Raw genomic sequence first — 14045 nt, 5'->3', positions numbered from 1 at the left:
GGTAGGAACCTGATGTCCTGTGAGAACGCGAACGAACGAAGGCGACCGCACCCCATGGCAAGCACCCGCACCGACGAGAAGCCCACTGCCGAGAAAACCGCAGGCAAGACCGGCCGCGCCCCGGCGTCCGGCGCCTCTCGGGGCNTCTCCGGCGAGAGTATTCCCTACGCGCCCGCCGACGAGCGCGACCGCAACGCCGTCGTCGTGCGCTGCGGCGCCGTGGGCATCGTGGCCAACGTGGCGCTCGCCGTGGCCAAGGCGGCCATCGGCTTTGCGTCCAACTCCCTCGCCATCGTGCTCGACGCCGTGAACAGCCTCACCGACGCCGTCTCCTCGGTGGTCACCATCGTCGGCGTGAAGCTCGCCGCCCGCCCGGCCGACAGGGAACACCCCATGGGCTACGGCCGCGTGGAGTACCTCTCGGCGCTCCTCGTGGCGGCGGCCGTGTTCGCCACGGGCGTCATCACCCTGCGCGACTCCGTCCTCAAGATCCTGCACCCCACCCTGTCCACCTACGACTGGGTGGCCGTCGTGGTCATCGTCCTGTCCATCGCCGTCAAGGTGTGGCTGGGGCTCTACACCCGCGGCAAGGCCCGCGAGACCCGCTCCGACGCCCTGGACGCCTCGGGCGTGGACGCCCTGTTCGACGCCCTCGTCACCGGGGCCACCCTTGTCGGCATCGCCGTGACCATGCTCTGGCACGTCACCATCGACGGCTGGGTCTCCGCGCTCATCTCCCTCGTGGTGGCCAAGAGCGGCTGGGACATGCTGCGCAGCATCGTAAGCGAGATTCTCGGCGAGCGCATCGACCCCAAGCTTGCNCGTGGNCTGCGCGCAGAGATAGCGTCGTTCCCGCCGGTCATCGGCGCCCACGACCTGTTCCTAGACTCCTTCGGCCCCAACGNGATGATCGGTTCCGTGCACCTGGAGGTGCCGGCCAACATGACGGCCATGGAGATCGACACGCTCTCGCGCAAGATCTCGGACCGCGTGTACCGCGAGCACAACATCATCCTCACCTGCGGCGTCTACGGCGCCGACCCCGAGGACCCGGAGTGGAAGAAGTTCAACGACTCCATCCGCGCCGAGGTCATGGCCCACGAGGGGGTGCTGTCCATGCACGGGCTCTATGTGGACCACGACCACAACCGCGTGGTCTTCGACGTGGTGCGCGACTTCTCGGTCACCGACGTGGAGGCGTTCAAGGGGCGCATCGTCGATGACCTGGAGAAGCGCCACCCCGACTACACCTTCACGGTCCATGTGGACGTAGACTACGCGGAGTGACCGTTTCGTCCCGGGAGGTGCCATGGCCGCCTACAAGGCCAAGCAGATGATCGTGATGCGCCGCGACCTCAAGATGCGCAAGGGTAAGATCGCCGCCCAGGCGGGCCATGCCTGTGTGGACGCCGTGCTCAAGGCGCTGGCGGCACGTGGAACCACGCTGGGCGAGGACGGCGAGCCGGTCTTCGCCGCCGGCGACGACTCCGCCCTGGCGGCGTGGTTCTCGGCCGGCGTGGCCAAGGTGTGCGTCTACGTGGACGGCGAGGAGGCCCTGCTCGACGTGGCCGAGCAGGGCATGGATGAGGGCTTCGTCGTCTCCCTCGTGAGGGACGCCGGCATCACCGAGTTCCACGGCGAGCCCACCTACACCTGCCTCGCCTTTGAGCCGCTNTTCCNCGAGCAGGTGGACCCCATCACCGGCGACCTGCCGCTCTACTAGGGGGCGCCGTGCTGCGGCTGATCGTCTCACCGGCCAAGGGGATGGCCGCGTGCGAGGGACCGCTGCCCTTGGCAGAGCCGGCGTTCCTGCCCGAGGCCGAGCGGCTCACGGAGGACCTGCGGGCCATGGGCCGCAGGGAGCTCCAACGGCTCTGGAAGACCTCGGACGCCCTCACCGGGAAGGCCCTGGACGCCCTCGACGCGTGGGGGCCGGACGGTCGCGCCCCGGCGGTCCTGGCCTACCGCGGTATCCAGTACACGCGCATGGCCCCCTCGGTCATGACCGAGGGGGAGCTCGCAGACCTCCAAGGGCACCTGCGCATACTCTCCGGCCTATACGGGGTGCTGCGCCCCTTCGACGCCGTGGCGCCCTATCGGCTGGAGATGGGGGCGCGCCTAGCCGCAGGTGCCGGCTGGGGCGGTTGCGGCTGCCGGGACCTCTACGGCTTCTGGGGCCCGTGGCTGGCCCGGTCCCTCTTTCCGGAGGGGGAGGGGCTGCTCGTGAACGTGGCCTCCAAGGAGTACGCCCGGGCCGTGCTGCCGTGGCTGGTGGCAGGCGTGCGTTGTGTGACCTGCCTCTTTGGCACCGTGGCCGACGACGGCCGGTGGGTGCAGCGGGCCACGGCCGCCAAGGAGGCCCGGGGTACCTTTGTGCGGTGGTGCGCCGAGCAGGGCGTGGGGTCGGAGGAGGGCCTTGCGGCCTTCGACCGTGGCGGGTACGCGCTGGACGCCGAGCGGAGCGCAGACGACGGCACGAGGCTGGTGTTCACGCGGCGGTAGGCGGGGCCGGCCGGCGGGCGGGCGGTCCCGGCGCGTACCGGTACCCGTGGAAGCTTCCGCGGGCGGTCCCGGCGCCTCTCGTCACCCGTGAAACGTTCTGCGGGTACTTTTCCACCCGTAGAAGCTTCTGCGGGTGGTCCCGGCGCCCCTCGGCACCCGTAAAACCTTCTGTGGGTACTTTCGGCGCCTCTCGGCACCCGCAAAAGCTTCTGTGGGCATTTCTCCAAGCGGCCCGGACGGGACGGCAATGGGCCTGAATGGGCCTGACCGGCGGCCTTCCCCCGCGACCCTGGGCCGACGGCCCGTCCCCGCTCCAGGCCCTCCTTCCTTGGGTCTTGCGCGAGGGCCGCTCAGGATCGCGGCCCATTGAGACGGGACCAGGCTGCCACCGACGCAAGCGTTGCCACGGCAAAGGAAAGGGTGACGATAAGGGGTATAGAAATTAACTTGATCATTGCTGCCACCGCGGCAGAAGAGAGGAGCACGGCGATTGATCCTAGGGACTCGCGCAGGGCAATCGTGCGGGTGCTGCCAGAGGGACAGCTTGGTGTCTGGAGGGAGGTCAGGAGGCATACGTCTTGCACCGAGTTTCCAAGGCCAGTGAGAAAAAGCATGGCGCAGCGCAGCGGCCACCAGGACACCCAGCCAAAGCAAAGATAGGCAAAAAGGGAGAAGCCGGTGGCTAAAAAGCAGAGGCGATTCGGGGCGAACTGCCGCTTTCCGAGAAACTCGTAGACAACATTGCCGCAAAGCTGGCCGGCCATGAGCAGGGAGAGGAAGCCGCCGTACAGGGCGACGGAGTTGCTTGAGGTCTCGGTGGCAGCGATGGGCATGAGCGAATTAAGGGTTCNGAAGGCCAGACCGGATGTAAAGTCAACTAAGAGAAAAATGCTTACAAATAATGGAATAGATTTAACTACACCAGTCAGATGCCAATGGCCGCCACTGCCCACTTCGACAATTTCGCATTCATCATGGCCGGTTGAAATCAAAGGCTTTGCATTGACGGCAAGAAAACGAAGAAGTGCAGCTGATCCGGCGAAAAGTACGGCGGCTCCCAGGGAGAGGGCTTCGAAAGAGAACCGCGTGGCGAGAAGGCCGGTTATTGCAGGACTTAACAACATGGCGGCATTGGTTGCGGTGAGAAGGCGGTTGATGGCCTTGCCGTTTTCGGCTGTTGAGGAGAGCGCGGGTGCCAAGGAGAAATAGCAAGGCATCGCGAGGGCCTCGGTGAAGCTCCATGCTAATGTTAAAAAGAATAATATATAATCACTTCTTAAGAAAACAATGGGAACATAGAGAAGACAGCGAAGAAGCTCGATGTGCGGCAGCATGGATAGAGCCGTATGCCCACGAGCCTCCAAAGCGAAGAGGGCCGCGTTGGCTGGAAGGGCCGGGACCGAGCGAAAAACAAACAGGAGGGCCATAAGGGCGTAATTGCCCGTTTCGTTAAAAACAGTCGACGGGGCAGCCGTGGACACGGCCCAGACACCAAAACACGAAAGTGTGCGGGCTGTGATAAGAAAAAATAAGGAGGTGGTTTCTTTCATTTTGTATGCAAGGAGATGAGGGTGGGCCCGCCCTCATTTAAGGGTGGGCCCGAAGGGTTGCTAGTTGCAGTACTTGACCAAATAGTCCTCGTGGTCAAAGACCTCAATGAACAGGTCGCTCGCAGTCGAGTTTTCGGTCTCACGGTCTTGAGAACTCATCGTAGTCTGCATGTCCTCCATTGCTATCCTCCTTTCCTGATGTCTGGGGTAATTCAGCGAATGGATGTTATTACTAGACAAACGGTGTTCCCCCGGCAGGAAGGCGTGCCCATGGGCGAGGACAGGGTCTCTGACTTTGCTAGGCGCTATCTTGATTCTCAAGGACGAGTGACGTCCATTCCCGCAAAGCGGGCGATGAAGGAGGCCCTTGTCGCTTGGGCGGCGAGGAGGTTCGAGCCGGGCCGCCCTTATTCTGAATCCCAGGTAAACGAGGTGCTCGCCCCTGTGATGGAAGACTACGTGTGGCTTCGCCGCATGCTGGTCGACGGGGGTTATCTGATCCGCGACGACCGCGGGACGGCATACCGTCTCGCGGGGCCTCGGGGCGAGGCGGCGGATCGCTAGGGCCTACACCAGCCGCTTGCGGTGCAGCGCTTCAAAGAGCGCCACGCCCGCTGCCGCAACGAGCACCAGCCCGCAGAACAGGCCGCGGTAGCCCACCATGGGCACGATCAGGCCGTAGATGACCGGCGCCACGCCGCAGGCGAGGTCGCCCATCATGTAGAAGGTGGCGTTGGCCACGGTGTAGCGGCTGCGGTCCAGGTGCCGGGTGGCCATGGCGAGCCCTGTGGGTTGGATGGCGCCCATGCCGTAGCCGATGAGGGCCGCGGCCGCCAGCAGGGCCGCGCCGTTGGCCGCCATGCCCATGACGACGATGCCGGCGCCCATGGCCACGAAGCCGGGCACGAGCAGCGGGGCCGGGCCGCGGGTGTCGAGGAGCTTGGCCGTCATGGGCCTGGTGGCAAGCATGGTGAGGGCGTAGACCACGAAGAAGACGCTGGCTGCCCCCATGAGGCCGGCCTTGCTCGCAAAGGGGTCGAGGTAGGTGGAGACGGCCCCGTAGATCAGGTAGCCCACAAAGGCCACGGCGCCCACGGGCAGGGCCGAGCACTCCAGGAACCGGGCCAGGGGCCGGGGCGTGGCCAGGAGACGGACCCCTGCGGGGTCGAAGTCCACGGAGGAGGCCCCCGGCTCGAGGGAGTCCACATCCTCCAGGGCGGTGGCCTCCCGGNCCTCGTCGGNGGGAAGGGGACCTGTCAGGGCCGTGGCGGCCATGGCCACGGCGGCCAGCCCCGCGGCCACCATGAACAGCAGGTCGCTGGCGGGGCCGGCGGAGAGCACCATGCCCAGGAGCGGTCCCACGGCCGAGGCCAGGGTCACCGACAGCATGAAGTAACCCATGCCCTCCCCGTGGCGTCTCTCGGGCAGGTCGGCCGACGCGATGGAGGTCACCGTGGTGGAGGCCACGCCGTAGCACAGGCCGTGGACCAGCCGGATCGCCAGGATCGCGTCGAGGGTGCCGGCGGCCAGGTAGAGCAGGCTCGAGGCGCAGGTGAGACCCAGGCCCGCCAGGGTCGTCGCCCGAAGGCCCAGGCGGTCGGTGGCGGGGCCGCCGAGGAACCGCGCGGCCAGGCAGCCGATGGTGAAGANGNCGCAGGCGGCCGAGGCGGACGCCACGTCGGCCCCGTACCGGTCCATGCAGTAGGCGCACATGACCACCGAGAGCACGAAGAGGTTCGCGCGCAGGGCGAACGACGCCACGAACCCGAGGGCGAAGGAGCGGGTGAGGATGGGCTCCTGCCGGGTGGCGGCGTTCTGGAGGCGGGGGAGGGCAAGGACGTGGGAAACGCTGGGCAGCACGGACGAACTCCTTCTGGGTCGATGGGAGCCCCATGGTGAACGGTCCTTGCATATGATGGAATAGATGGTATATAGAAGTAGTATTTACAAACCGTAAAAGGAGGCATCGTGGANGAGACCAGGGTGGAGGCGTTCCTGCAGGCGGTGTCCACGGGGAGCTTCTCGGCGGCCGCCCGGGCCATGGGCTACACCCCCGCCGGGGTCCTGCGTCTGGTCGACGCCCTGGAGTCGGAGCTGGGGGTCACCCTCCTGGAGCGCACGAGCCGCGGCGTGGTGCCCACCAAGGCCGGCGAGGCCNTGGTGCCCGACCTGCGGGAGCTCGCGGTGCTCNCCGGCCGCGTGAAGGGCCTCGCGGCCGAGATCGCCTCCCCCGACCGCGGTACCGTGCGCCTGGGCAGCGCCCGCTCCCTGGCGGCCCACTGGCTCGCCCCCGCCATCGCACGGTTCGGCGACCGCCATCCCGGCGTCACCGTGCAGCTCAGGGAGGGCGCCACGCCGGAGCTCGCCCGGTGGCTCACGGCCCGCGAGGTCGACGTGTGCGTGGGAGGCCCCCAGCAGGGCAGGAGCTGGACCTATCTGGGGGAGAGCCGCTACGTGGCCCTCGTGCCCCGCGAGCACCCCTTTGCCCGCCGGCCGTTCCTGCATCTCTCGGACTTCGACCGCGAGCCCCTGGTGCAGATCCGCCCCGGCCGCGGCACCGACACGGCCCTACTCATGGCCGAGGAGGGGGTGGAGCCCGACGTCCGCTTCTCCACCGCCGACATCGAGACGGCCAAGGCCATGGTGGGGGCGGGCATAGGCATCTGCCTCACCATCGACCTCGCCGGTCCCGTGGAGGCCTTCGGGGCCGTGATGGTGCCCATGGCGGCCATCGACCCGTTCCGGTTCGGGGTGGTGCACCGCGGGGAGGGGAGCCTCTCCGCCGCCACCACGGCCTTTGTGGAGGAGCTCGTCTCCCTCGGAGCCTGAGCCCGGCCGCCGGACCACCGGGCCAGGCGCACCGGGCCGCCGGGCAGCTGCGGCCCCCCCCCTCTGCACCTGAACGCGGTTGGGGGGCGACTCCCGGCACGCCCGTGCGCCAGAAGTCGCCCCCCCCAATCGCGTTCAGGGACGCCGGATCCGCTCTTGATCGCGTTCAGGTGCCGAGAGGGTCGCCCTCAATCGCATTCAGGTGCCGGGCCGATGCCCGCGCCCAGGGCCACGAAGCCGGGCACCATCAGGGTGGCGGTCGAGGATCTTGGCCGTGAAGGGCCTCGAGGCGAGCATGGGCGCCGCGTAGGCGAGGAAGAAGAAGCCGGCGCCGCCCATGAGGTGGGCCTGCTGGGCAAAGGGGTCGAGATAGGCGGACACCGCGCCGTACACCAGGTAGCTGATGAAGATGACGGCGCCCACGGGCAGCACAGAGAGCTCGAGGAACCGCGCGAGACCCGGGGACGTGGGCAGCAGGCGCACGCCGTCGGGGGAGAAGTCCACCTCGGGGGGGCGTCGGGTTCCAGCGACTCGAGGTCCTCCAGCTCGCGGCCCAGCTCCTCCTGCCCGGCGGTGGGGCCGCAGAGCAGCGTGGATGCGAACCCGGCTGCGGCGAGGCCGGCGGCGAGCAGGAGCAGCGCCGCGTAGTTGGCGCTGCCCATGAGGGCGATGCCCACGAGCGGGCCCACGGCCGACGCCAGGGTCACGGNGAGCATGAAGTAGCCCATACCCTCGCCGTGGCGCTCCTCGGGCACCTGGGCCGACGCCATGGACGTCACCGTGGTGGAGGCCACGCCGTAGAAGAGCCCGTGGCAGAGGCGGATGGCGATGACGGCGTGGATGTCGCCCGCCACGAGGTAGAGGAGCGACGAGGCCGCCGTGAGGGAGAAGCCCAGGATGGCGATGGGGACGAGGCCGAGTCGGTCCGTGACGGGGCCGCCGAGGAACCGGCCCCCCCAGGCAGCCGATGGTGAAGATGCCGGTGGCGAGCGACGCCGTGGCGATGTCGGCCCGTAGCGCTCCATGCAGTGGGTCGTCATGATGACCGACAGCACGTAGAGGTTGCAGTGCAGCGCGAACGANGCTACGAATCCCCATCCGAANCTACGGGTGAGGATGGGGCGGCGGGCGTCCTGCTCGGCGGGCAGGGCGATGGATGTGTGGTGTGCCAAGGGGACCAGACCTAACGACGCGGCGACGACGGCGAGGTAGGTAACCCCCNTNTTGGTATGANCGTTCGTACNGAATATTGAGAGGGCTTTCACGGTCCGTGAAAGCCCTCTCCTCCGTAACGCCGCCTGCCGCTCCCGTCTGCGNCCGAAGGCCCTCAACGGCTTTCAAGCGCAGGGAGGAGGCGGTGCCCCCTACAGGCAGGCCCGGTAGATCTCCACCACGTCCGCGGGCGTGAGCTCCACGAAGCCCTTGATGGCGGGGCCGTGGCAGGCCTTCTCGGCCATGGCCCCGAAGTGCTCCTCGTCGATGCCGATGGCCGAGAGGCTCCCGGCCAACTGCAGCTCGTCGCAGAAGAAGTCCTGGAGCGCCTGGATGCCGGCCTCGGCCCGCGCCATGTCGCTGAGGGAGGGGTCGCAGATGCCGAAGACGTTCTCCGCGAGCCGGCAGAACTTGGGCAAGGTGCCCTCGGGGTCCTTGGCCAGCACATGGCGCATCCAGGCCGGGGTGAGGATGGCGAGCCCCAGGCCGTGGGTGATGTCGTAGAACGCGGAGAGCTCGTGCTCCATGGGGTGCACGCTCCAGGCCTGGGTCTTGCCGCCGTCGGCGNACCCGTTGATGGCCCAGCTGCTGGCCCACATGAGGTTGGCCCGGGCCTNGTAGTCGTCGCCGTGCTCCATGGCCCTGGGGGCGAAGCGCATCACCGTGCGCAGGAGCCCCTCCATGAAGGTGTCGAGGAAGTAGAGGTCGTGGTCCTGGGAGAAGTAGGCCTCGNAGGTGTNGCTGATGATGTCGGCGGAGCCGGCGGCCGTCTGGAACGGCGGCACCGTGAAGGTGTTCGCCGGGTCGAGGAAGCTCGCNTTGGGCAGCAGGCACGGCGCGCCCCTGCCCTCCTTCTGGTTGGTCTCAGGGTTGGAGATGACGCCGCCGTTGTCCATCTCGGAGCCGGTGGCGGCCAGGGTGAGCACGGTCACCAGGGGCAGGGCGTCGTCGATGGGCGNGGTCTTGTCGGCGAACCAGTCCCATGGGTCGCGGTCGCTCACGGCCGCGGCGCAGATGAACTTGGAGCAGTCGATGGTGGAGCCGCCGCCCACGGCGAGCACCACGTCCACGCCGGCCTCGCGGCAGAGCTCGGCGCCGCGGCGCACGGAGGCGATGCGTGGGTTGGGGTCGATGCCGCCCAGCTCCACCACGGTCATCCCCTGCCCGCGCAGCTGGGAGAGCACGCGGTCGTACAGCCCGGTGCGCTTGATGGACCCGCCGCCGTAGGTGAGCAGCACGGTGCTGCCGTGGGAGGCCACCTCCTCGCCCAGGTGACCGAACTCGTCGTCGCCGAAGTAGATCTTGGTGGGGATGTGAAAGGTGAAGCCGTTCATGGGACTCCTCTCGAGGGCGGGTTGCCCTCAGTGTAGCGCGGTCCGCTCCCGCCATGAGAAGGCCCCGTGCGGCCGGCAGGGTCGCACGGGGCCTAAAGGGCCTTGGCGGGCCGCCGGCTAGTGCTTGGCCACGTACTCGCGGACGATGGGGGCGTAGACCTTCTCGACGTCGTTCCAGGCGGAGACGAAGGTGTCCTTGCCCTCGGGGGTCGTGGCGAACTTGAAGGAGTCCCACTTGCGGTCCTTGAGGAGCTCCTTGATGTCGCGGCGTTCCTCGCGGCCGAACACGTCGTCGGCCAGGCCGGCGCCGTCGATGAAGGCGAGCAGGGCGGCGTCGTCGCGCTTCATGGGCTCGTCGCCGTCGAGGGCGCGCACGACGTGGCCCACGATCTCCTTGCGGGCGTCGGGGGAGGGCACGAAGGTGGTCTCGCTCTTGTCGGTCACGAGCAGGCCGGCCTCGCGCAGGGGGTCGCAGAGGGAGGCCATGAAGGGGGAGAACTCCTTGCCGAGCATGTGCTCGAGGAGCTTGTCGGCGTCGACGACGCGGTGCTGCTCCACATAGTCGTAGAGGGGGAGCAGGTCGCACTGGCTCACGGGGAGCTGGGCCTCGCAGCGCACCTTGTCGTCGTCGCGGGCCACCTTGACGAAGCCGTCGCTGGCCAGCTCGTACAGGGCGCAGGCCACGGAGCAGGCCTTGGCCNCCTTGGTGGCGAAGTTGCCGTCGCCGTCGAGGGCGCAGACGATGAAGCGCTGGGTGAGGGAGGTGTTCATGGGGTTCTCCTTGCTTTGGCAGGCCTTCGGTTTATGTCGGGGTCTCTNCCCGCGACCCCGGTGTCCCTTATCAGCGCGCGATGCCTGCGGGCCCCGGCGGNCCTTCCGCGGCCTAGCGNTNGGCGTGGTCNTNGGCCATGAGGCNCNGGACGAAGGNGCCCATGAGGCCGAGGCCCATGGCCACCAGGACGCCGAAGAACCCGACCTTGAGGATGAAGGCGANCTGGGTCATGGCCGCGAAGGCCTCGGTGTAGAAGTCGGCGCCGAAGCGGATGGCCTCGGGGGTACCCATGGCCAGCATGGTGATACCGAGGGCCACGGCGAAGACGCCGCCGATGAACCCGAGCCAGTCGTAGACCTTGGCGGCGCGGCGGTAGCCCGCCTTCCCGGCGCCCTTGCCGTTGTCGGCGGCAGGGTGGGGCAGGGCGGTGGCTGCGGGGGCCGCGGCCGCGACGGACCCGGGGACAGCCTTCTCGGGCTCGGGGCCGCCGTCTCCGGTGAACGCGGGTTCCTCGTCCAGTACGCCCTCGGTCTCGGCGGCCACGGCGGCCGGCTGGGCGTCGAATCTCTCCTTGGCCTCCTCGTAGGCGGTCTGGTCGGTTTTGACCTCGTCGGTGTCGCTCATGGGTTCCTCCGGTTTCTTCTCTTTGGCGGTGCGGTTTCGGACCTCTCCTACCCTCGAAGGGTCCCTCTCACAATGGGCTACCATGGCCCTGGACCATTCTCCCTGAAAGGAGCGCCATGGACCCTGTCACGTTGCTCGGATCTTGGGTGGACAGGGCCGCGGTGGACGACCCGGCCCGGGCGCGGGGGCTGCTCTGCCTCGCCTACTCGGCCGTGGCCCTCAAGGGGCGCCTCACCGGCGGCCGCGGGGTCGTCGCGGCGCAGGACCGCTGCAACGGGGTCATCGCCTCCGGGGTGGTGGGCTCCCTCNGNCATCCCGAGGCGTNGTGTGTCGNCAACATCTTCCTGCCCTGCGAGCTGCTCCACGCGGCCGGGGTNGCGCCGATGATCCCCGAGGTCGTCTCGGTCTACGTGGCCTGCACCCGCTGCGCCGAGGGCTTCTGCGAGCGTGCCGAGGCCGCCGGCGTCCCCGAGAGCTTCTGCAGCTANCACAAGCTCNTGCTCGGCATGGAGGACGCGGGCGTCTTGGGCCCGCCGGCACTCGTGGCCAACACCACGCTGGCCTGCGACGCCAACCAGGTGAGCTTCCGCTCCATGGCCGAGGCCGCCGGCGCCCCGCACCTCGTGGTGGACGTCCCCCAGGGCACCTCCGAGGAGGACGTGGCCTATGTGGCCGACCAGCTCCGCGACCTCGCCGCGACCCTCGGCGACGTCCTCGGCGCCGAGGTCGACGAGGACCGCCTGCGCGAGGTGTGCCGCCGGTCGCGCCGCACGCTGGAGGGGATGCGGCGCTACTGCGCCCTGAGGTCGCGGTGCAGCCTGCCCACCACGCTCACCTCCGAGCTCTGCCTGCTCGTGTGCACCCACGTGTTCCTGGGCACCGAGGCCGCGGAGGACTTCGTGGCCGACATGGTGGCCGCCGCCGAGGCCGCTGGGGCCGCCGAGGGCGCGGGCGGCCGGGGCGTGCCTCGCGTGTTTTGGCTGCACACCCTGCCCAACTGGCAGGGGGCCATGGGCCGCATCTTCGACGGTGGCGCCGAGGCCGAGCTCGTGGGCAACGACATGGCCTGCGACTNCCTCGACGTGCTCGATGCCCTGGACCCGGAGCGGCCCTTCGACTTCATGGCCCGCCGCCTGGTCTTGTCTACGTCCAACGGCCCGGCCGGGCGCCGGGTGGACGCCGCGCTCGCCCGGGCGCGCGAGGCCGGGGCGGACGGCGCCGTGCTCTTCGGCCACTGGGGCTGCAAACAGACGCTCGGCCTCGCCGGCGTGGCCGAGAAGGCCTTCGACGAGGCCGGCATCCCGTTGCTCGTGCTGTCCGGGGACGGCTGCGATCCGAGGAACGCTCCCTCGGGCCAGATGGCCACCCGGGTGGGGGCGTTCCTCGAGTCGCTCTCGCGCACCGCGTCCGGGGCCGCGGACCCCGGGGCGGACGGCCCTGCGGCAGGGGTCTAGTCCCCGGCGCCCTCCATGGNGGCGANCAGGGCGTCAGCCTGGGCNACCAGGCGGGTGCGGTCGTCGTCCGACACCTCGAGGACGCCGATTCCGTAGCCCTTGCCGATGGCCACGCCCACGGGGTCTGCGGCGACATCCATCTTGATGAACTCGCAGAGCCGCCTGCANTCCGCCAACGAGCCGGCCGCCGCCTGGCGGCCGCCGGCGCCGCTCATGACCACGGGCTTCCCGGCCACCGCCGTGACGGCGGAGCCCTCCAGCATGGGCCGGCTCNNCCAGTCGAGCAGGTTCTTCACCAGGGCCGGCATGAGGCCGTTGTACTCGGGGGTCACGATCCAGATGCCGTCGGTGGCGGCCAGCTCGCCGCGCACGCGGGCCACGGCGTCGGGGGTCGGCCATTCGATGTCCTGGTTCATGAAGGGCACGTCCGTGTAGTCGAGCTGGGCCACGGCGGCGCGGTCGCCTACNGTCTCGCGGACAACGTCCGCCAGTTGCTGGTTGAACGAGCCCGTGCGCGTGGAGCCCACGACGAGGGTGATCTTGTCCATGTCTCTCCTTCTTCAGAGGGGTCCTTCACCGGTTTGTGCCCACTCGCTTGAGGAGGTATCGTTCGTGGCCCATCTGTGGTCCCGGGTCGGTTCCGTTGGCCCTCTTANCTGAAACTGTTCTGTAATATTGGAAGAGCAGAGGTGAAAATGCTTTTTTTCGACACTCTGACCGTACCTGAATAATATATCTATCATGAAACCCTAGGTTTCCCGTTATCCCTCATTTTTCTGCTTAAAAGAACCCTTTCAGCTGAACGACGCCGCGGGTACTATAGTGCATAAGATAACCGGTTGCATATTCCCCTCGCCGCCTGCGGTGCGGGGTGCCGGTGTCGAGGCCAGCGTGCGAACCGGGGGCATCCATGGACAAGGACAGGCAGGACAAAGAGCGTATGCTCGCAGCGTGGCTGCGGGTCACCNCGAGTGTCTCCCAAGTGCACCAGCTGCGGGACCTCCGCTACAACGAGGCCCTCATCTGCAACATCCTGATGAAGAACGAGATCGAGCACCCCGGCCGGCGCCTGACCGCCACCGACCTCTGCCGCGAGTCCCACATCCTCAAGAGCCAGATGAACCGCACCCTCCAATGCATGGAGGAGAAGGGCATCATCGAGCGCCAACGTTCCACCGAGGACCGCCGCCGCGTCTACACGCGCCTGCGCCCCGACTCCGTGATCTACGAGCGCCAGCACGACCAGGTGCTCGACACCGTGGGCGCCATCGCCGCCNGCGTGGGTACCGACAACGTCGACCAGATCGTGGACATGCTCAACGCCATCAGTGAGGCGGCCGAGGAGGTCTCCCGCCAGGGCGCCGGCGCTGACGAAACGGGGCGGGCCGCCGTGGNNAACGCCTGACGCGGTGCCNCAGGGCACTNCTCGGTTGCCGAAGGGGCCGATGGGGAATAGAACCCCATCGGCCCCTTTCATTTACCGCGAGATTGGCTTTCCATGATCCTCAGGCAGGCGAAGGCGAAAGACCCGGCCAAGGGTGCCGGCGACGAGTCCGGCGTGGACGCCCTCACGAGCCGCTCCCAGCTCCTCGCCCGTCGCGGGCAGGTGGAGCGCCGCATCAAGGATCTCGGCCGCGAGCAGGCGTCCCTGGTGAGGGAGCGCCGGACGCTCGACCGCCGCATCGCCCTGTGCGAGCGCGACCGCCTCGCCGACGCCGTCTACGGGCCCGTGGCCTCGTCGGGGGGCTCCGGGGCCACGGGCCCGTAG

The 14045-nt window shown here is 68.3% G+C and carries 13 protein-coding genes and 1 pseudogene; 8 read left to right on the top strand and 6 right to left on the bottom strand.

The genetic code is table 11. From position 1 onward, the window contains the following. Window positions 1–54: 54 nt before the first annotated feature. The 4 genes from JX283_RS05940 to JX283_RS05925 all read left to right on the top strand — a co-directional run bounded on the left by JX283_RS05940 (window position 55) and on the right by JX283_RS05925 (window position 4616). A complete protein-coding gene (locus tag JX283_RS05940) occupies window positions 55–1287 on the top strand; it encodes a cation diffusion facilitator family transporter (RefSeq protein ID WP_204829757.1) in 1233 nt (410 codons plus the stop codon). A gap of 22 nt (window positions 1288–1309) precedes the next feature. Further along, window positions 1310–1723, top strand: coding sequence for an aminoacyl-tRNA hydrolase (gene pth2 / locus JX283_RS05935; RefSeq protein WP_204829756.1), 414 nt, complete (start codon window positions 1310–1312; stop codon window positions 1721–1723). A gap of 8 nt (window positions 1724–1731) precedes the next feature. Next, entirely contained in the window at window positions 1732–2502 is a 771-nt protein-coding gene (locus JX283_RS05930; RefSeq protein WP_239652497.1) for a YaaA family protein, read from the top strand. Window positions 2503–4322: 1820 nt separating this feature from the next. Beyond that, window positions 4323–4616, top strand: coding sequence for a DUF2087 domain-containing protein (locus JX283_RS05925; protein ID WP_204407964.1), 294 nt, complete (start codon window positions 4323–4325; stop codon window positions 4614–4616). A 3-nt stretch (window positions 4617–4619) separates the two neighbouring features. Here the strand turns inward: JX283_RS05925 and JX283_RS05920 are convergent, their stop codons facing one another. Next, window positions 4620–5912: an MFS transporter gene (locus tag JX283_RS05920; protein ID WP_204829755.1), complete on the bottom strand. Its 1293-nt coding sequence runs from the start codon at window positions 5910–5912 to the stop codon at window positions 4620–4622. A gap of 108 nt (window positions 5913–6020) precedes the next feature. Here JX283_RS05920 and JX283_RS05915 point away from each other — a divergent pair, with 108 nt between their 5' ends. Next, window positions 6021–6881, top strand: coding sequence for a LysR family transcriptional regulator (locus tag JX283_RS05915; protein ID WP_204829754.1), 861 nt, complete (start codon window positions 6021–6023; stop codon window positions 6879–6881). A 198-nt stretch (window positions 6882–7079) separates the two neighbouring features. Here the strand turns inward: JX283_RS05915 and JX283_RS08500 are convergent, their stop codons facing one another. From JX283_RS08500 to JX283_RS05900, 4 genes and pseudogenes are all read right to left on the bottom strand, one after another. Beyond that, on the bottom strand, window positions 7080–7385 hold the full coding sequence (locus JX283_RS08500; RefSeq protein WP_239652496.1) for a hypothetical protein: 306 nt from the start codon (window positions 7383–7385) through the stop codon (window positions 7080–7082). A 92-nt stretch (window positions 7386–7477) separates the two neighbouring features. Then, window positions 7478–8146 (bottom strand): annotated as a pseudogene (locus JX283_RS08840) (MFS transporter); the annotation flags it as partial. A gap of 99 nt (window positions 8147–8245) precedes the next feature. Beyond that, a complete protein-coding gene (locus tag JX283_RS05905; RefSeq protein ID WP_204829752.1) occupies window positions 8246–9427 on the bottom strand; it encodes an iron-containing alcohol dehydrogenase in 1182 nt (393 codons plus the stop codon). A 117-nt stretch (window positions 9428–9544) separates the two neighbouring features. Then, entirely contained in the window at window positions 9545–10198 is a 654-nt protein-coding gene (locus tag JX283_RS05900) for a GPP34 family phosphoprotein (protein WP_204829751.1), read from the bottom strand. A 741-nt stretch (window positions 10199–10939) separates the two neighbouring features. Between JX283_RS05900 and JX283_RS05895 the strand changes: the two genes are divergently transcribed. Next, entirely contained in the window at window positions 10940–12277 is a 1338-nt protein-coding gene (locus JX283_RS05895) for a 2-hydroxyacyl-CoA dehydratase subunit D (RefSeq protein WP_204829750.1), read from the top strand. Here JX283_RS05895 and JX283_RS05890 read toward each other — a convergent pair. Further along, on the bottom strand, window positions 12274–12825 hold the full coding sequence (locus JX283_RS05890) for an NADPH-dependent FMN reductase (RefSeq protein WP_204829749.1): 552 nt from the start codon (window positions 12823–12825) through the stop codon (window positions 12274–12276). The two genes, JX283_RS05895 and JX283_RS05890, sit on opposite strands and share 4 nt — an antisense overlap. A gap of 362 nt (window positions 12826–13187) precedes the next feature. Here JX283_RS05890 and JX283_RS05885 point away from each other — a divergent pair, with 362 nt between their 5' ends. Then, window positions 13188–13682 carry a MarR family transcriptional regulator gene (locus JX283_RS05885; protein ID WP_204829748.1) on the top strand — a complete coding sequence of 165 codons (495 nt, stop codon included), beginning with the start codon at window positions 13188–13190 and terminating at the stop codon, window positions 13680–13682. A gap of 93 nt (window positions 13683–13775) precedes the next feature. Continuing rightward, window positions 13776–14045, top strand: a complete 270-nt coding sequence (locus JX283_RS05880) for a hypothetical protein (protein ID WP_204829747.1) — start codon at window positions 13776–13778, stop codon at window positions 14043–14045.

The organism is Olsenella sp. CU969, assembly GCF_905219715.1.
GTDB classification, from domain to species: domain Bacteria; phylum Actinomycetota; class Coriobacteriia; order Coriobacteriales; family Atopobiaceae; genus Granulimonas; species Granulimonas faecalis.
Note: the sequence above shows the minus strand (reverse complement) of the source record. Positions and strands in the feature narration are given on the sequence as shown.

Excerpts from the sequence above, each read along its gene's own strand:
- JX283_RS05925 (WP_204407964.1), top strand. The coding sequence starts at position 4,323 with ATGGGCGAGGACAGGGTCTCTGACTTTGCTAGGCGCTATCTTGATTCT.
- JX283_RS05880 (WP_204829747.1), top strand. The coding sequence starts at position 13,776 with ATGATCCTCAGGCAGGCGAAGGCGAAAGACCCGGCCAAGGGTGCCGGC.